Annotated in this window: 12 protein-coding genes; 4 read left to right on the plus strand and 8 right to left on the minus strand. The window is 75.1% G+C overall.

Features of this window, described 5'->3' with window-relative positions; genetic code table 11:
• Nucleotides 1-75 precede the first annotated feature (75 nt).
• Nucleotides 76-1,293, minus strand: coding sequence for an ROK family protein (locus K2224_RS22720; RefSeq protein WP_221908362.1), 1,218 nt, complete (start codon nt 1,291-1,293; stop codon nt 76-78).
• Between the two features lie 245 nt (nt 1,294-1,538).
• Between K2224_RS22720 and K2224_RS22725 the strand changes: the two genes are divergently transcribed.
• Entirely contained in the window at nt 1,539-2,756 is a 1,218-nt protein-coding gene (locus tag K2224_RS22725) for an MFS transporter (RefSeq protein WP_221909880.1), read from the plus strand.
• A gap of 218 nt (nt 2,757-2,974) precedes the next feature.
• Nucleotides 2,975-3,724, plus strand: coding sequence for a maleylpyruvate isomerase family mycothiol-dependent enzyme (locus K2224_RS22730; protein WP_221908363.1), 750 nt, complete (start codon nt 2,975-2,977; stop codon nt 3,722-3,724).
• 279 nt (nt 3,725-4,003) lie between these two features.
• Here K2224_RS22730 and K2224_RS22735 read toward each other — a convergent pair whose 3' ends face one another.
• From K2224_RS22735 to K2224_RS22745, 3 genes are all read right to left on the minus strand, one after another.
• Complete coding sequence (locus tag K2224_RS22735) at nt 4,004-4,669, minus strand: response regulator transcription factor (RefSeq protein ID WP_221908364.1); 666 nt, start codon at nt 4,667-4,669, stop codon at nt 4,004-4,006.
• Nucleotides 4,666-5,913, minus strand: a complete 1,248-nt coding sequence (locus K2224_RS22740) for a sensor histidine kinase (protein WP_221908365.1) — start codon at nt 5,911-5,913, stop codon at nt 4,666-4,668. The genes K2224_RS22735 and K2224_RS22740 overlap by 4 nt, the downstream gene beginning before the upstream one ends.
• A 125-nt stretch (nt 5,914-6,038) precedes the next feature.
• Entirely contained in the window at nt 6,039-7,319 is a 1,281-nt protein-coding gene (locus K2224_RS22745) for a geranylgeranyl reductase family protein (RefSeq protein ID WP_221908366.1), read from the minus strand.
• A 180-nt stretch (nt 7,320-7,499) separates the two neighbouring features.
• Here K2224_RS22745 and K2224_RS22750 point away from each other — a divergent pair, with 180 nt between their 5' ends.
• Nucleotides 7,500-8,858, plus strand: a complete 1,359-nt coding sequence (locus K2224_RS22750; RefSeq protein WP_221908367.1) for a dipeptidase — start codon at nt 7,500-7,502, stop codon at nt 8,856-8,858.
• Between the two features lie 646 nt (nt 8,859-9,504).
• Here the strand turns inward: K2224_RS22750 and K2224_RS22755 are convergent.
• The 3 genes from K2224_RS22755 to K2224_RS22765 form a co-directional block, all read right to left on the minus strand.
• Nucleotides 9,505-10,539, minus strand: a complete 1,035-nt coding sequence (locus K2224_RS22755) for an NUDIX hydrolase (protein ID WP_221908368.1) — start codon at nt 10,537-10,539, stop codon at nt 9,505-9,507.
• A gap of 306 nt (nt 10,540-10,845) precedes the next feature.
• A complete protein-coding gene (locus tag K2224_RS22760) occupies nt 10,846-12,687 on the minus strand; it encodes a serine/threonine-protein kinase (RefSeq protein WP_221909881.1) in 1,842 nt (613 codons plus the stop codon).
• A gap of 347 nt (nt 12,688-13,034) precedes the next feature.
• A complete protein-coding gene (locus K2224_RS22765) occupies nt 13,035-13,991 on the minus strand; it encodes an ROK family protein (RefSeq protein WP_221908369.1) in 957 nt (318 codons plus the stop codon).
• A 184-nt stretch (nt 13,992-14,175) separates the two neighbouring features.
• Between K2224_RS22765 and K2224_RS22770 the strand changes: the two genes are divergently transcribed.
• Nucleotides 14,176-15,213 (plus strand): LacI family DNA-binding transcriptional regulator, encoded by a 1,038-nt coding sequence (locus K2224_RS22770; RefSeq protein WP_221908370.1) that lies wholly within the window; start codon nt 14,176-14,178, stop codon nt 15,211-15,213.
• 414 nt (nt 15,214-15,627) lie between these two features.
• Here K2224_RS22770 and K2224_RS22775 read toward each other — a convergent pair whose 3' ends face one another.
• Nucleotides 15,628-16,911, minus strand: coding sequence for a DUF6986 family protein (locus tag K2224_RS22775; RefSeq protein ID WP_221908371.1), 1,284 nt, complete (start codon nt 16,909-16,911; stop codon nt 15,628-15,630).
• Nucleotides 16,912-17,080 lie beyond the last annotated feature (169 nt).

Raw genomic sequence — 17,080 nt, forward strand, 5'->3', positions numbered from 1 at the left:
GGCGGGCACCGCGCCGCAGGCGCAACAGACAAGCGGCAAACCCCGGCGGAAACGCCGGCTACGCGCAGCGGACCGTCAGGGAAGGATGACCAACGGGTCGTCAAGGATGGGCTGCCAGGCCAACTCGGCCGCGCCCACGAGGCTGTTGTGGTCCAGGGTGCACGGCAGGATGGGGACGCCACCGCTGCGCCCCCACAGGCTGCGTTCGGCGACGACGGCACGCAGTCGTTCCGGGTCGGCCTCGACGAGTGCGCGGTGCAGGCCGCCGAGGATGATGCGGTCCGGGTTGAGGATGTTGACCAGGCCGGCCAGGCCCAGGCCGAGCCGGTCGATGAGGAGGTCGGCGGCGGCGCGTACGCCCGGGTCGGCGTACTCGTTGCGGAGGAGTTCGCCGGCCTGGTGGACGAGCGAGACCTCCGGTCCCGGTTCCCGGCCGGCGGCGACGAGGAAGGCGAGCGGGTCGGCCTCCACGTCCAGGCAGCCGCGGCTGCCGCAGTGGCAGGGCGCGCCCTCGGGGTTGACGGTGAGGTGCCCGACCTCCAGGGCGAGGCCCGAACTGCCGCTGTGCAGACGGCCGTCGAGCACCAGCGCACCGCCGACACCCCGGTGGCCGGAGGCGACGCAGAGCAGGTGGCGGGCGCCGCGGCCGGCGCCGTGACGGTGTTCGGCGAGCGCGCCGAGGTTGACATCGTTGCCGGTGAAGCCGATCTTCTCGGTGACGCCGGGGATGCCGGCGTCGGCCAGCGCGCGCAGGAAGAGTTCGCGGACCGGGGCACCCGAAGGCCAGGCCAGGTGGAGCGGGTTGAGCGCCTCGCCGTCCGGTTCGGCGACCGCGGAGGGCACCGCGAGGCCCGCGCCCAGACAGCGCCGGCCGGTCTCGTGCAGCAGGGCGGCGCCGGCCTCGACCACCTCGGCCAGGACGTGCGCCGGGTCCGCGGGGATGATGCCGCAGCTGGGAGTGGTGGCGACGACCCGGCCGCCGAGGCCGACCAGGGCGGCGCGGTAGCCGTCGGCGTGGATCTGGGCGGCGAGCACGACGGGGCCGTTCTCGTTGACGGACAACCGGTGCGAGGGCCGCCCCTGGGAGCCCGCGGAGGCGTGCGGTCGGGAGTCGACGGTGATCAGGCCGAGCGCTTCGAGCTCGGCGGCCACCGCCCCCGCGGTCGCACGGGTCACGCCGAGTTCGGTGGTCAGGACGGCGCGGGTGGGGGCGCGTCCGGTGTGTACGAGCTCCAGTGCGGGTCCGAGGGCGCTACGGCCCCGCTCCAGCCTGGTTGTCCGAGTCTGGGTCACACCTCTATTCTGGCTTTGTGCCGACGCTAAACAAAATACGCACGGCCTTGACCCGCAATCGGGCCCATTCCTCCTCCAAGCCGTTGCAGGCTGCGAGATCACCGCATAGCGGGGCGGATGACGTCCCGCCCGGAACGTGTGACGTCCCGCCCGGAGCGAGTGACATCTCGTCCGGGGCGCATACCGGTGCGCCGGGGGCGCGTACTGGTGCGCCGGTCGTGCGCGTCCCCCCACGACCGGGCCGGATGCGCGCCGCGCTCACCGCGTTCTTCGCCATGGACGGCTTCCTCTTCGCCGGCTGGGTCGTGCGGATTCCCGCGATCAAGGCGCAGACCGGCGCCGGTGCGGGCACCCTCGGGCTGGCACTGCTCGGCGTCTCGTTCGGGGCGGTGGCGTTCATGATGCTCACCGGGCGACTGTGCCGGCGCTTCGGCAGCCATGCCGTGACCGTCGCCTCCGGTGCCGCGCTCGCGCTGAGCATCCTGCTGCCCCCACTGGCCCCTTCGGCCACCGTGCTGGGGCTGGTGCTCCTGGTGTTCGGCGCCGCCTACGGCTCTCTCAATGTCGCCATGAACAGCGCCGCGGTCGAATTGATCGCGACGTTGCGCCGCCCCGTGATGTCCGGCTTCCACGCCGCCTTCAGCCTGGGCGGGATGATCGGCGCCGGGCTCGGCGGTCTGGTCGCGGGCCGACTCTCACCGTTCGCGCATCTGCTGGCGTTGGCGGTGTGCGGGCTGCTGGTGACGGCCGTCGCGGGCGTCCCGCTGGTGCGGGGACGCACGGGCACGGATACGGGTACGCGTACGGGTGCTGGTTCCGGGGCGGAGGTGCCGCCCGCCGAGGAGCGGGGCGCGGTGGCCGCGGAGCGGCGGCCGCAACGGTCCCGCGTCTCCGGCCGGACCCGCCGGCTCGTGTGCGTCTTCGGGGTGATCGCACTGTGCACGGCCTACGGCGAGGGCGCGCTGGCCGACTGGGGTGCCCTGCACCTCACCCAGGACCTGGCCGCCTCCCCAGGGCTCGCGGCCGCCGGCTACGCGGTGTTCGCGCTGGCGATGACCGCCGGGCGACTGTCCGGGACCGCCATCGTCGAACGCTTCGGTCCGACCCGGGCCCTCGTCGTGGGCGGCACCACCGCGGCGGCCGGGATGCTGCTGGGGGCGCTCGCGCCGACCGCGTGGGGCGCCTGCGCGGGCTTCGCGATCGCCGGCCTGGGGCTGGCCAACATCTTCCCGATCGCCATCGCGCGGGCCGGGGCCGCCGGCGGGCCGGACGGGGTCGCGATCGCGTCCACGATCGGCTACGGCGGCATGCTGCTGGGGCCGCCCGCCATCGGTTTCCTCGCCGAGGTGTGGGGCCTGCCGGTCGCCCTGACCACGGTTGCGCTGCTGGCCGCGGTGGCGGCGCTGGTCGCGCACATGGCGCGCGGGGCACACCGGAGCGGAGCGGCACCCTCCGTCGGCTGAGCGCATCCGGAGCCCCAACCTCCGCCGCCCGCAGGCGCGTTGTCGGCCACGGCCCCCGGCCCCCTGTCCGGTTGATGTGCGATTGAGGTCGGCTGACGGCCGGTTGCCGTCCAGTCGGGGGCGGTTGAGGTCATGGCGGTGGAGTGGTGGGTGCGCCCGGCCGGGGGCGGGCAACCCGGCGGGGTCGGTTGTCAGTGGTGGCTGGCAGACTCGGACGCATGGAGATCACTGAGTTCGTCGAAACCCTTCGGCTGGACGGCGGGCTGCTCGCGGACGCCGCCGACGAAGCCGGCCCCGACGCCCCGGTGCCGTCGTGCCCCGAGTGGCGGATGCGCGATCTGGTGCACCACATGGGGCGGGTCCACCGCTGGGCCGCGGAACACATCACCGAGCCCCAGGAGCAGCGGCAGCCGTTCCCGGAGGACCCGATGCCGGCCGACGACGAGCTGGTGCCCTGGCTGCGCGAGGGCCATCACCGCCTGGTCGTGGCGCTGCACACCGCGCCGGCGGACCTGCGGACGTGGACGTTCCTGCCCGCGCCGTCCCCGCTCGCCTTCTGGGCGCGCCGGCAGGCCCACGAGACGTCGGTGCACCGCGCCGACGCCCAGCAGGCGGCCGGCGTGCCGCTCACGCCGCTGCCGGCGCGCTTCGCCGCCGACGGCGTCGACGAGATACTGGCGGGCTTCCACGCCGGCAGCCGCAGCCGAGTGCACCCGGACGCACCGCGGAGCCTGCGGCTGCGCGCCACCGACACCCCCGACGCCGACTGGACGGTGCACCTCACGCCCGACGCACCGCCGCGCACGGTGCCGACCCCCGAAGCGGACGGGGCCGCGCCCGACTGCACGGTCGAGGGTCCGGCCGAGGAGCTGTATCTGGCGCTGTGGAACCGCCTGCCGTGGGACGGCCTGAAGGTCTCCGGCGACCCGTCCCTGCCGAAGCTCTGGCAGGAGCGCGGGGCCATCTGACAGGAGCGCGGGGCCATCTGATCCGTACGCTGTGGCGGGCGGTCGGGGCGGAGGGCGAGGTGGGAATGCTCCCCTGTGCCGGGTACGGCGTGTGCCGGTGCCCGCTGCCGCTGTGGGTGCCGGGGTGCCGCGTGGGGGCATGCCCCGGCCACCCCGTGTGCCACGCGTCGCTCGGCAGCGGCGCACCCCCGCCCCACTCCGTCCCGCCGCCCACCGCCCCACTCCCCCCGACCGCACGGCCGGGCGGAGACGGCGACCTCCCCGCCCCGTCGCCGCTCCTCAGCCCAGCCAGCCGGGGCGGACCAGTCCCGACTCGTAGGCCAGGACGACCAGTTGGGCGCGGTCGCGGGCGCCCAGCTTGACCATGGTGCGGCTGACGTGGGTCTTGGCGGTGAGCGGGCTGACCACCAGGCGGCGGGCGATCTCCTCGTTGGAGAGCCCGATGCCCACCAGGGCCATCACCTCCCGCTCGCGTTCGGTGAGGGAGCGGAGGGCCGCGGCCGGCGCCGGCTCCTTGGAGCGGGCGGCGAACTCCGCGATCAGCCGGCGGGTCACCCCCGGCGAGAGCAGCGCGTCGCCGGCCACCACCGCGCGCACGGCCCGCAGGAGTTCCTCCGGCTCGGTGTCCTTGACCAGGAAGCCGGAGGCCCCGGAACGGATCGCTTCAAACACGTACTCGTCGAGTTCGAAGGTGGTCAGCATGACGACCCTGACGTCCCGCAGCGCGGGGTCCTCGGTGATCCGGCGGGTGGCGGCCAGGCCGTCGACGACGGGCATCCGGATGTCCATCAGGACGACGTCCGGACGGTGCGCGCGGACGGCGGCCAGCGCCTCCTGACCGTCCGCCGCCTCGGCGACCACCTCGATGTCGGGCTGGGCGTCCAGCAGCGCCTTGAAGCCGGCCCGGACGAGCAGTTGGTCGTCGGCGAGCAGTACCCGGATCACGACTCCTCCTCGGTGGCGGTGCGGGCCCTGGCGGCGAGCGGGATGTGCGCCCGGACCCGGAAGCCGCCGTCCGGCCGGGGGCCCGCCTCGACGCTGCCGCCCAGTGCCGCGGCCCGCTCCCGCATCCCGGCCAGTCCGTTGCCGCCGCCGGCCGGCTCGGTGCCGCCGGCGGTCGCCGGGCCGTCGTCGTCGACCCGGATCTCCAGCGCACCGGGAGCGTAGCGGAGCCGCACCCGGGCGGTGCGCGAGCCGGAGTGCCGGACGATGTTGGTGAGCGCCTCCTGGACGATGCGGAAGGCGGCGAGGTCGGTGCCGGGCGGCAGGGCGACGCGGGCGCCCTCGGTGGTGACGTCCACCGCGAGGCCGGCGCCCCCGGCCTGTTCGGTGAGTTCGGGCAGCCGGTCCAGGCCCGGAGCCGGGGCGCGCGGGGCGTCCCCCGGGGTGCGCAGGGTGTCGAGGACCTGCCGGACCTCGCCGAGTGCTTCCTTGCTCGCGGACTTGATGGTGGTCAGCGCGGTGCGGGCCTGCTCGGGGTCCGAGTCCAGCAGCGCCAGTCCGACGCCCGCCTGGACGTTGATGACCGAGATGCTGTGCGCGAGCACGTCGTGCAGTTCGCGGGCGATCCGCAGCCGCTCCTCGTCGGCCCGGCGGCGCTCGGCGGCGGCGCGTTCGGCCCGTGCCCTGGCCAGTTGCTCGCGGCGCACCCGGGCGAGTTCGGAGGCCGCCAGTACGGCCACCACCCAGGCGGCGACGACCAGTTCCTGCGCCCAGGGGGCGGGGCCGGTGTGCGGAGGCAGCCAGCGGTAGAGCCAGTGCGCGACCAGGAGGTGGACGAGCCAGACCCCGCCCACCGCGCACCAGGCGACCACCCGGTGCCCGGCGACGATCGCGGCGTAGGCGCCGAGGGCCAGGGTGACGAAGATCGGTCCGTAGGGGTAGCCGGCCGCGAAGTAGGCGGCGCAGCAGATGGCGACGGCCGACGCGGTGGCCCGCGGGAAGCGGTGCCGGAAGAGCAGCAGCAGGGCTCCGACGAGGAGCAGCACATGGCCGAGGGGATCGAGCGGGACGCGTCCGTGCGGGTTGTGGGCGGCGGCGTTGCTGCCCACGGTGACCAGTACGGTCACCGCCAGCGTCGAGCGCCACGGCAGCCGGCCGCCGGCCCGCCCTCCGGGCCCCGGGCCCGCCGCCCACCGCTCCCCCGCCGCGCCGGGTCGCCGCGCCCACGGCGGCCGTGCGTTGTCCATGCCGCCACGCTAGACCGCGGCGGGCGCGGCGGCGTCCGCCCGACGCGGTGGCCGCGGCTACTCCCCGGGGAGTACGCGGGCCACCGGCCGCGGCCGCCGGTGGGCGCGCGACGCCGCCCGGCGTGTCACCGCCGTTCGGCCGCCGGCTCCGGGTCGCCGATCTCCTCCGGCCGGGCGGCGGGCACGGTCCCCCGGGCCGCCTCCGCCCGGTCGAAGGCGTCCAGCGTGCGCCGGGCGAGCGGATGCGTACGCACCAGTTCGGCGAGCGTGGCCGAACCGCGGGTGATCTTCGCGAACGCCCGCCACGCGGGCCGGAGTCCGGTCAGCGCGGCATGGAACATCCCCGGGCGGCGCGCGAAGGCGGCCAGCATCCGCCGGCCGACCGCCATCTCCACACCCAGCCCGGCCTTGATCGCGAAGGCGTAGTTCAGGGCCTGCCGGCGGGCGTCCACCGCGTCGTGCGCCTCGGAGATCCGCACCGCCCACTCGCCCGCCAGCCGCCCCGAGCGCAGCGCGAACGAGATGCCCTCGCGGGTCCAGGGCTCCAGCAGACCGGCCGCGTCGCCGCAGACCAGCACCCGGCCGCGGGAGAGCGGGGAGTCGTCGGTGCGGCAGCGGGTCAGGTGCCCGGAGGAGATCCGCGGCTCGAAGCCGGCCAGGCCGAGCCGGCCGATGAAGTCGTCCAGATAGCGCTTGGTGGCCGCACCATCGCCCCGGGCCGAGATCACGCCGACGGTGAGGGTGTCCCCCTTGGGGAAGACCCAGCCGTAACTGCCCGGCAGCGGGCCCCAGTCGAGGAGCACCCGGCCCGCCCAGTCCTCGGCGACCGTCTCCGGCACCGGGATCTCGGCCTCCAGCCCGAGGTCGACCTGGTCGGTCTTGACGCCGACGTGCGCGCCTATCCGGCTCGCGCTGCCGTCCGCGCCGATCACGGCCCGCGCCAGCACCACCTCGCCGCCGCCGAGCACCACCGCGACGGTCCGCCGGTCGGGGACGTTGCCGCCGTGCTGCTCGACCCGCGAGACGGTGACGCCCGTCCGCAGCTGCGCCCCGGCGTCCTTGGCGGACGCCACCAGCGCGGCGTCGAACTCGGGGCGGTCGACCAGCCCGAAGAGCGTGTTCTTGGCACGACGGGTGCGGGTCAGCTTGCCGTTGAGCGTGAAGGTGACGGCGTGCACCCGGTCGCGCAGCGGAAGTTCGAAACCCGGTGGCAGCGAATCCCGGGACGGGCCGATGATGCCGCCGCCGCAGGTCTTGTAGCGGGGGAGTTCGGCCTTCTCGAGGAGCAGCACCCGGCGTCCCGTACACGCCGCGGCGTGTGCCGCCGAGGCGCCGGCGGGCCCCGCGCCCACCACCACGACGTCCCACACCTGCTGCTCGCCCTCGGCTGCCTGCTCGCTGCTCACCTGTGCTTCCGCTCCCGTCCGATGCCTGGCTGCGCGTACCGCCCCGCATCCTACGGGCCGCGTCCGGCCGGACCGCCTGTGGGAAGATCGGTGATACGCACACCCGTACGTCCGGCCCGCCCGGCCCACTCCGCCGGACGTGCCGCGCCTACCCGCCGTCGCGCCCACAAGGAGCGTTCCATGTCCGACAGCCCGCTCGCCCAGACCGTCGCCGCGCTGCAACCGCGCGCCAGGGCCGAGCTCACCGAGCTGGTGGCCTTCAAGTCGGTCGCCGACTTCGCACAGTTCCCCAAGAGCGAGAGCGAGGGCGCCGCCCGCTGGGTCGCCGACGCACTGCGGGCCGAGGGCTTCCAGGACGTGGCACTGCTGGACACCCCCGACGGCACCCAGTCCGTCTACGGCCACCTCCCCGGCCCGGCCGGTGCGCCGACCGTGCTGCTGTACGCGCACTACGACGTCCAGCCGCCGCTGGACGAGGCCGCCTGGATCTCCCCGCCGTTCGAGCTGACCGAGCGCGACGGCCGCTGGTACGGACGCGGCACCGCGGACTGCAAGGGCGGCGTGATCATGCACCTGACCGCGCTGCGCGCCCTCAAGGAGCACGGCGGCGTCCCGGTCAACATCAAGGTGATCGCCGAGGGTTCGGAGGAGCAGGGCACCGGCGGCCTGGAGCGGTACGCCGAGGCGCACCCCGAACTGCTGGCCGCCGACGCCATCATCATCGGCGACGCCGGCAACTTCCGGGCCGGGCTGCCGACGGTCACCGCGACGCTGCGCGGCATGACGATGGTGCAGGTCCGGGTCGACACCCTGGCGGGCAATCTGCACTCCGGCCAGTTCGGCGGCGCGGCCCCGGACGCGCTGGCCGCGCTGATCCGCATCCTGGACTCGCTGCGCGCCGAGGACGGTTCGACGACCGTGCGCGGGCTGACCACGGACGCCGCCTGGGAGGGCCTGCAGTACCCGGAGGAGGACTTCCGCTCGGACGCCAAGGTCCTGGACGGCGTCGAACTCATCGGCACCGGCACCGTCGCGGACCGCCTCTGGGCCCGCCCCGCGGTGACGGTCCTCGGCATCGACTGCCCGCCGGTGGTCGGCGCCACCCCGTCCGTACACGCCTCGGCGCGCGCCCTGGTGAGCCTGCGGGTGCCGCCGGGCACCGACGCCGCCGAGGCCACCAAGCTGCTCACCGCCCACCTGGAGGGCGCCGCCCCCTGGGGCGCCCGGGTCACGGCCGAGCAGGTCGGCCAGGGCCAGCCGTTCCGCGCGGACACCACCAGCCCCGCCTACGCCGCCATGGCCGAGGCGCTGCGCGAGGCGTACGACGGCCAGGAGATGCAGACGTCCGGCATGGGCGGCTCGATCCCCCTCTGCAACACGCTGACCGCCCTCTACCCCGACGCAGAGATCCTGCTGATCGGCCTCAGCGAACCGGAGGCGCAGATCCACGCCGTCAACGAGAGCGTCTGCCCGGAGGAGCTCCGGAGGCTCTCGCTGGCGGAGGCGCTGTTCCTCCAGCGGTTCGCGAAGCGGGGCTGATCCCCACGTAGTCGGCTGCCCCGCCATAGGGGTTCCTGTTTTTTGCGCCTGGCGGCGCTTGGCCTTTGCGCTTGCGGCGCGGGGCCGGTCCGCTGCGCGGGGGCTGTTCCGGCCCGCTTCGCGGGCGTTGTTGGTCCGCTGCGCGGGGCTGTTGGGTGCGGTGACGGGCCTCCGGGGGTGGTGTGTCGGACTGCTGCGCTTTACGTCCGACACACCACCCCTCCGACCCGTCACCTCCCGTGAGTGGTCATAAGACGGTGGGTGGGGGCCAGCCCCAGTGGTCCGCTGACGGTCACTCGTTGATGGCCGACGGTCAGGCGTAGAGGGACGGTCGCCCATCAATCCAGAGCTCGCAGGGGACCGATAACCGTTGCCCCGTCTATGGGTTTTCATGACCCACAACGGGAGGGGACGGGTCGGAGGGGCAGGGGGTGTGTCCGGACGTAAAGCGCAGCAGTCCGGACACACCCCCTGCCCCGGAGGCCCGTCACCGCACCCAACAGCCCCGCGCAGCGGACCAACAACGCCCGCGAAGCGGGCCGGAACAGCCCCGCGCAGCGGACCCGCGCCGCCAGGCACAAAGTCCAAGCGCCGCCAGGCGCAAAAAACAGGAACCCGCACGGCGGGAAAGCCGAAAACGTGGGGGTCACCCCAAGGGCACGCCGGCCTCCAGATGCAGCGGACACCCCCGCTCCCGGGCGCGAAGCGCCCACCGTAGGCGGTTCCAGCGTACCGGCGGCAGCATCGACTCCGCCTCGGACTCCGTGACGAAGCGCCAGGCGCGGAGTTCGGAGCCGGGGAGGAGGAGGTCGCCGATGCGGTCCTCGGTGAGGGTGCCGCCGTCGAAGAGGAGGCGGAGACCGCCGAAGCCGGGCGGCTTGGGTGCTTCCCAGTCGAGGACCAACAGCCGTGGTGTGCAAGGGAGTTGGATGCCGAGTTCCTCGGCGACCTCGCGCACGCCCGCGCGAGCGGGTGGCTCGCCCGGTTCCACGATGCCGCCGGGGAACTCCCAGCCGGGCTTGTACGTCGGATCGACCAGGAGTACGCGGCCCTGGTCGTCGAAGAGGAGCACGCCGGCGGCGAGGGTCTCCGCGGTGGGTTCGGGGGTCTGCACGATGTCGCAGGCACCGGCTCCGGTGCGGACGGCCTCGGCGACCCGCTCGGCGGTCTGACGCGGCGTCAGCGTCGTGGTGTCGACGACGTGCGCGTCGCCCTTGAGCCAGTCCAGCGCCCGGGCGTAGGGCCCGAGGTGCTCCAGGCACCAGCGGCGGGCCGAGGCGCTGCCCTCGGGGTCGCCGGGGATTTCCTCGCGGTGGGCTATCCGCTCGCGCAGGATCGTTTCCTCCGCATGGAGCAGAACATGTCGGACCGGAATCCGGCGGGCGGCGAGGGAGCCGAAGATCTCGTCGCGGTACTCCTGGCGGAGCAGCGTCATCGGCGTGACCAGCGGGCCCGGCACGTCGGTGAGCAGTGCGGCCGCGGTGTCCACCACCATCCGCCGCCAGGACGGCAGGTCCTGGTAGTCGTCCACCTCCTCGAACCGCTTGGCAGGCAGCATCAACCGCAGCCCGCTGCCCAGGAGTTCGGGGTCGTAGAGCGTGCTTCCGGGAAGCAGGTCGAGCAGTTCATGAGCCGCAGTGGTCTTGCCCGCACCGAACGTGCCGTTCAGCCAGACGATCACGGTTTCCCCTCTTCCCTAGACCCAGGTGAGTTGCCCGCAACACCCTGCCACGGAAACGCTCGGGATCACGGGCCGCGCGCAGGGCCGGGAACACCGCCTCTGGAACACACCGCACGGAGGATGCCGGTCCGCTTCCCCCGCCGCGAAGTCCCGGCAAACAAGCGCTCCCCCGCCCCTCCAGCACCGAAACCCCCACCCGCGGATGGCGTCCGGCCGACCGGGGGCGGGGCGGTACGTCGCATATGCCGGAGTCCCATGGGCCCGGCGCGCCGGGCGCGCCGCCCGCGCTTCAGCGGACCCCGCGCCTCAGCAGACCCGCAGCCCGGGCACCGGCTGGTCGTTCTCCCCGCCGGTGAGGTAGACGACGCTGATGTAGACACCGGAGTTGCCGCTGTCGTCGTCGGTCTTGGCCCACCACACGTTGGTCCACTTCCCGGACGTCTCGCGACGGCCCAGTTTCGCCTGGCAGTAGAAGTAGTTGGTGCCCATGTTGAGATGGCCGACCTGCTGGAAGGAGGCGGTGTACGAGGCCGCGGTGCGCCACACGGTGCAGTTGGCCTTGCCGCCGCCGACGTCGACGCAGGACGGGCCCTGGGTCGGCCCGCCGCCGGTGCCGGCGCTGCCCCCACCGGCACCGCCGGACCCGGAGCCACCGCCGGAGCCACCGGTCGTGCCGCCGTGTGCGCCGCCCGACGTGCCGCCCTGCGCCCCACCGGCGGCGCCGGCTGTGCCGCCCTGTTCGCCGCCCGCGGCCGCTCCGCCGTTCTGGCCGCCCGAACTGCCGCCCGGGCCACCGGGCTCGGGGTTCCCGGACGCGGAGGTGTCGCCCGAGGGTGTCGTCGCGTCGGACGGCGACGGGCTCAGGGCCTTGCCGTCGCCGCCCTTCCCGGCGGACACGCTCGGCCGGCCCGCCGTGGGCGAGCCGACCGGCGCGGCCGGCTGCCGGCCGCCCGCGGTGTCCCGGTCGCCGGAACCGCCGCCCACCAGCGCGTAGGTGAGCCCACCGCCACCGGCCAGCACCGCCAGGACGGCCGCCGCCGCCAGCAGCACCCGACGGCGGCGACGGGCCGGCAGCCGGGTGGTGTCGCCGTTCGCGCCGCCCGGATAGGGGTGCGGTCCGGTGGCACCCATCGAGGAGCCGGCCGCGGTGGCCGACGGGTCGTGGGCGGCCGGACCCTGCGGCGCGTACGGGGCCGGCGGCTGCGGGGCGGCGCCGGCCTGGGCACCGGGCCCGCCGAGCCAGCCGGCCGGTGCCACGCCGGAGCCGGCGGGACCGGGCACCGGCCCGCCCCCCGCCGTCACGTCCGTCGCGGTGGGCGCGTACGACAGGCCGGGCGGAGCGGCCGACGGCGGGGCGGGCGGCGTCACACCGGGGTCGCGGCCGTCCGCCACCGCCCGGAGCATGCTGCGGGCCTCGGCGGCGGACGGGCGGTCGGCCGGGTTCTTGGCCATCAGGGCGTGCAGCACGGGCGTCAGCGGCCCGGCCCGGCGCGGCTCGGGCAGCGGTTCGGTGACGATCGCGGTCAGCGTGGAGTACACCGACGTGCGGCGGAACGGCGCGGTGCCGCCCTCCACCGCCGCGTACAGCGTCATGCCCAGCGACCAGATGTCCGAGGCCGGGGTGGGGTCCATGCCCTGGGCGCGCTCGGGCGGCAAGTAGTCGAGGGAGCCGACGAGTTCGCCGCTGCGGGTGATGTTGGTGGTGGCGCCGTCGCCGGGGGCCTCGATACTGGCGATGCCGAAGTCGGTGAGCACCACCCGGCCGGTGCGGTCGAGCAGGACGTTGCCCGGCTTGACGTCGCGGTGCAGCACGCCCACCTGGTGGGCGGCGTCCAGCGCGTCCATCACGGCGGCGCCGATGCGGGCGATCTCCCGGGGGTCCCTCGGTCCGTGCTCGCCGACGGCGTCGTCCAGCGACGGCCCGTCCACCAGCTCCATGACGATGACCGGGCGCCCGTCCTCCTCGATGACGTCGTGGACGGTCACCACGCCGGAGTGCCGGATCCGGGCCGCGGCCCGCGCCTCGCGCTGCATCCGGGTGCGCAGGTCGGCGAGTTCCGGAGCGGAGGCGTCCGTGTAGGCCCGCAGGACCTTGAGGGCGACCGCGCGGCCCAGCACCTGGTCGTCGGCCCGGCAGACCACACCCATGCCGCCGCGGCCGATCCGGCCGGTGACGCGGTAGCGGCCGCCCAGCACCCGCCCGGTGAGGTCGTCGTCGGCACCGCGCCGGGGGCCGCTGCGGGCGGCCGCCCGCGGCACCCCGCCGGCCGCGGCACCCGGCTCCCGGCCCGCCGGTCCGGTGCCGTTGGCACCGCCCGCCGCACCTGCCTCGTCCGCCCCGCGCTGCTCGTGCTCCCCCGAAGTCACCGTGCCGATCCCCTCGCTACGAGTCCATGCCCCACCGCGGCCGGTCCGTCCGGGTGCCGGGGCGCCGCGCCTCGGCCCTCAAGACGGCCGGCACCAGACTACGGGGCGGAGGGGCTCGGCCGATGCCCCTATGGAGCAGGGGCGAACGCATCGAGACGGGACTGTTGTGCGGCGGCCGCGGCGGCACCCACCACGCCGGCGTCCGTCCCCGTCCGTGCGGGGACCACCGTCAGCCCGGAGACGAACGACAGCGTCGCATAGTCCCGCAGAGCGGAACGCAACGGAGCGAAGAGCACCTCGCCGGCGCCCGCCACCCCGCCGCCGACGACCGCTATGTCGATGTCGACGAGGGTCGCGGTGGCGGCGATCCCGGCGGCCAGCGCCTGTCCGGCCCGTGCGAAGGAGCGCAGCGCGACGGGGTCGCCGGCGTGCGCCGCGGCGGCGACCGCGGCGGCGCTGGTGTCCCCGTCGGGGCCCGGCCGCCAGCCGTCGGCCAGCGCCCGGCGGGCGATGTTGGGGCCGCTGGCGATCCGCTCCACGCAGCCGCGCGCCCCACAGGGACACGGGTCGCCGTCGAGGTCGACACTGATGTGCCCGATGTGCCCCGCGTTGCCCGAAGGCCCCGGGTGCAGCCGCCCGTTGAGGACCAGTCCGCCGCCGACCCCGGTGGAGACCACCATGCACAGCGCGTTGTCGTGGCCGCGCGCGGCGCCCTGCCAGTGCTCCGCCGCGGTCATCGCGACCCCGTCGCCCACCAGCGTCACCGGGAGCTCCCCGACCAGCGCCCGCACGCCGGCGACCAGCGGGAAGTCGCGCCACCCGGGGATGTTGACCGGGCTGACGGTGCCGGCCGCGGCGTCCACCGGGCCGGCGCTGCCGATGCCGACGGCCGCCACCCGCGCCCAGTCCGGCCCGGCGGCCAGCTCCCGGACGACCTCGGCCACCGCGCGCATCACGGTGGCGCCGTCCTGGTCCGCGGGGGTCGGCCGGGCGGCCCGGACGACGAGTCTGCCCTGCGCGTCCACCAGAGCGCCGGCGATCTTGGTGCCGCCAATGTCCAGCGCTGCGCTGAGGTCCGTCTGCATCGGTGTCGAATTCTCCTGGTGGGCCCGGGGGGCCGGGGTCCGGCCCGGCGTGAGAACGCCAGTCTTCCGGCAATTGACAACGTTGTCCAGGGACTATGCTCGTCGCCACACGACGGTCCGGCCGCGCGCCCCGTCCACCCGCGCCCCGGCACCGCATCCGCCCCCTCCAGACAGGACCGCACTCGTGACCGAGACCGCCCGCGGCACCTCCCATCGCTACGGCACCCGCCCCACGATGAAGGACGTCGCGGCGCGGGCCGGCGTCGGTCTGAAGACCGTCTCCCGGGTGGTCAACGGCGAACCGGGCGTCACCCCGGACACCGAACGCCGGGTCCAGGAGGCCATCACCGCGCTCGGCTTCCGTCGCAACGACTCCGCCCGGGTCCTGCGCAAGGGCCGGACGGCCAGCATCGGCCTGGTCCTCGAAGACCTCGCCGACCCCTTCTACGGCCCGCTCAGCCGCGCCGTGGAGGAGGTCGCGCGCAGCCACGGCGCCCTGCTGATCAACGGCTCCAGCGCCGAGGACCCGGCCCGCGAACAGGAGTTGGCGCTGGCGCTGTGCGCCCGCCGGGTGGACGGGCTGGTCGTCATCCCGGCCGGCGACGACCACCGCTATCTGGAGCCCGAGATAGCCGCCGGTGTCGCGACCGTCTTCGTCGACCGCCCGGCCGGCCGGATCGACGCCGACGTGGTCCTCTCCGACAACTTCGGCGGCGCCCGGGCCGCGGTCGCCCACCTCATCGCACACGGCCACCGCCGGATCGGCTTCATCGGCGACCAGCCGGGCATCCACACCGCCAAGGAGCGGCTGCGCGGCTACCGCACCGCGATGGCCGAGGCCGGTCTGCCGGTCGCCGACGCCTGGGTCTCCCCCGGTTCCACCGCCCCCGACCGGGTCCGCGCCGCGGCCGCGGCCATGCTGACCGCCCCCGAGCCGGTCACCGCCCTCTTCGCCGGCAACAACCGCGTCACCGTCACCACCGTCCGGGTCCTGCGCGACCACCCGCGCCCGGTCGCCCTGGTCGGTTTCGACGACTTCGAACTGGCCGACCTCGTCCGCCCCGCCATCACGGTCGTCGCCCAGGACGCCGCCCGCCTCGGCCGCACCGCCGCCACCCTCCTCTTCCGCCGCCTCGACGGCACCGACGAACCGCCCCAGCGGCTGGAGATCCCGACGCGCCTGATCGCGCGCGGGTCCGGCGAGATCCGGCCCACCGGGTGACGCCCCACGTGGTCGGCGCTCCCACCGTGGGGGTTGCGGTCTTTCCGCCTTCGGCGGAGGGGGTGTCGGGGCGGGGCCCCGCTGGGTGGTGGGTGCCGGGTTCGGTGCCTCCGGGGTGGGTGTTCGGACTGCTGCGCTTTACGTCCGAACACCCACCCCTCCGGCACCGCCCCCTCCCGTACGGGGACGGGATCCCGCCCCGGTGGGAGAAGAGGTACAAGCAGCACCCCGCTCCGGCCCTCTTCCCTCACCCCTCACCGGGCGGGGGCGGCCAACTCACGGAAGGGGGCAACCAGCCCCCGGAGGACCGCACCCGGCACCCACCGGCAACCGGGCGCCCCGCCCGACACACCCCCTCCGCCGAAGGCGGAAAGACCGCGACCCCCACGGCGGGAGCGCCGACAACGTGGGATGTCAGCCGAGCTTCGCCGGACGACCCGCCAACCCGTCCAGTTCCGCCCGTGTCAGCCCCGTAAGGCGGGCGACCTCCGCGGGGTCGACGGCGCCGCAGTCGAGGCCGCGGAGGAGGTAGCCGCTGAGGGCCTTGGCGGTGGCGGGTTCGTCCATGACGTCGCCGCCGGCCTTGGCCACGTAGGCGGTGAGCCGGGCGGCGGCCTTCTCCAGGCCCTCGCGGTAGAAGGCGTAGACGGCGGCGTAGCGGGTCGGGAGGTGGCCCGGGTGCATGTCCCAGCCCTGGTAGTAGGCGCGGGCCAGGGCGCGGCGGGTGAGGCCGTGGTGCAGCCGCCAGGCGTCGTGGACCTGGGCGGTGGGGCCGACCGGCAGGACGTTGGTGGAGCCGTCGGAGACCCGGACGCCGGTGCCGGCGGCGGCGACCTGCATGACGGCCTTGGCGTGGTCGGCGGCGGGGTGGTCGCTGGCCTGGTAGGCGGCGCTGACGCCGCAGGAGGCGCTGTAGTCGAAGGTGCCGTAGTGGAGGGAGGTGGCGCGGCCCTCGGCGGCCTCGATCATGCGGGCGACGGTGGCGCGGCCGTCGGCGCCCAGGATGGCCTGGGTGGTCTCGATCTGGATCTCGAAGCCGATCCGGCCGGGCGCCAGGCCGCGGGCCTTCTCGAACGCCTCCAGCAGCCGGACCATGGCGGTGACCTGCTCGGCGTAGGTGACCTTGGGGAGGGTGAGGACCAGGCCGTCGGGCAGGCCGCCGGCCTCCATGAGGCCGGTGAGGAAGATGTCCAGGGTGCGGATGCCGCGGTCGCGGACGGCGGCCTCCATGCACTTCATGCGGATGCCCATGTAGGGGGCGGCGGTGCGGTTCTCGTGGGCGGCGGCGACCAGGGCGGCGGCGCGGGCGGCGGTCTCGTCCTCCTCGGCGTCGGAGCGCGGGCCGTAGCCGTCCTCGAAGTCGATCCGCAGGTCCTCGACGGGCTCGCGCTCCAGCTTGGCGCGGACCCGCTCGTACACCGGGCCGGCGAGGTCGTCGGGGAGTCCGAGGACGGCCGCGAGCGCGCCGGCGTCGGGGGCGTGCTCGTCGAGCATGGCGAGCGCCTGGTCGCCCCAGGAGCGGATGGTGCCGGCGGTGAAGGTGTCGCCGGGGACGTAGACCGTGTGGACCGGCTGGCGGGTGCCGGGGTCGCCCGGGTAGCGCCGCGCCAGGTCGGCGTCCACCTCGGCGAGAGCGGCCCCGATGCCCTCGCGTACGGTGTCCGCGAGGCTCGTCGCCACGGTCTCCTGCTGCCCCATCTCGGTACCCTCCCGGTGCTTGTGCCCGCCGCCGTCGCCGACCCCGAGCATTTCCGCTTAACGGAATCAACAATCCGTATAGCGAAGCTAACGGTGTCGGTAGGCGAGGTCAACACCTTCCCGGCCGTGGCGACGCAGGTCACCGGCCCACCGCGGGCCGACAACTCCG

The sequence above is a fragment of the Streptomyces sp. BHT-5-2 genome, assembly GCF_019774615.1.
In the GTDB taxonomy this organism is placed as follows: Bacteria; Actinomycetota; Actinomycetes; order Streptomycetales; family Streptomycetaceae; genus Streptomyces.

Coding starts and splice junctions, on each gene's coding strand:
- K2224_RS22775 (WP_221908371.1), bottom strand. CDS start 16,911: ATGGGGCAGCAGGAGACCGTGGCGACGAGCCTCGCGGACACCGTACGC.
- K2224_RS22760 (WP_221909881.1), bottom strand. CDS start 12,687: ATGGGTGTGGTCTGCCGGGCCGACGACCAGGTGCTGGGCCGCGCGGTC.
- K2224_RS22725 (WP_221909880.1), top strand. CDS start 1,539: ATGCGCGCCGCGCTCACCGCGTTCTTCGCCATGGACGGCTTCCTCTTC.
- K2224_RS22730 (WP_221908363.1), top strand. CDS start 2,975: ATGGAGATCACTGAGTTCGTCGAAACCCTTCGGCTGGACGGCGGGCTG.
- K2224_RS22750 (WP_221908367.1), top strand. CDS start 7,500: ATGTCCGACAGCCCGCTCGCCCAGACCGTCGCCGCGCTGCAACCGCGC.
- K2224_RS22740 (WP_221908365.1), bottom strand. CDS start 5,913: ATGGACAACGCACGGCCGCCGTGGGCGCGGCGACCCGGCGCGGCGGGG.
- K2224_RS22765 (WP_221908369.1), bottom strand. CDS start 13,991: ATGCAGACGGACCTCAGCGCAGCGCTGGACATTGGCGGCACCAAGATC.